This is a genomic window from Psychrobacter sp. 1U2 (genome assembly GCF_051847575.1).
In genome coordinates, this window is record NZ_JBPYDC010000943.1 from 1 (window position 1) to 764 (window position 764).

1 protein-coding gene is annotated in these 764 nt (G+C 46.7%); it reads right to left on the minus strand.

Features of this window, described 5'->3' with window-relative positions:
- On the minus strand, positions 1 to 721 hold a 721-nt coding region (locus ACS8FD_RS19700; protein ID WP_439277110.1), incomplete at its 3' end, for an FAD-dependent oxidoreductase.
- Positions 722 to 764: the final 43 nt, after the last annotated feature.

Sequence of the window (764 nt, forward strand, 5' to 3'; positions counted from 1 at the left end):
AGCCATCTTCTTTTTTATGGACTTCCGTTAGTGTGGTATCGGTGTGCAATTGAATGCCATCCTGCTCCATCTCTATCAGCAAGGTCTCCACGATGGTATGGTCAAAGGAGCGTAGCGGCGAGTGTTGACGGACATACAGATGCACCTCAGCACCCAAGCTGTTGAGCACGCCAGCGATTTCAACGGCGATATATCCTGCCCCGACGATGGCTACCCGTTTTGGCAAAGCATTTAAGGCAAAAAAACCGTCAGAATCAATACCGTATTCTGCACCTTTAATATTTGGTTTAATAGGATGACCGCCCGTTGCGATCAAAATATGATCAGCCGTGATATGCTCGCCATTGACTTCGACCGTATTGGTATCGACAAACTTGGCAAAGCCTTTTATCACTTCCACGCCATTTTTGGCCAAGTTATTATCATAAGCGCGGTGAATGTTTTGGATATATTGTTGGCGACTGTTGACTAGCTTTTGAAAATCAAAGCCCTTTAACTCGACATCAAAACCGTAATCAGGCGCATATTTTTCGATGGCTTCGGCCACTTGCGCGCCGTACCACATGACCTTTTTGGGCACACAGCCCCAATTGACGCAAGTACCGCCTAACTGCTCCGCTTCGATAATAGCGCATTTTTTGCCATAGCTTGCCGCGCGGTTGATTGAGGCAATGCCGCCGCTACCGCCACCAATGGCGGTATAGTCATAATGTTTTGTCATGGTTAAGTCTCTTTAATCAATGCTTGCGATGAATAGTATGAAC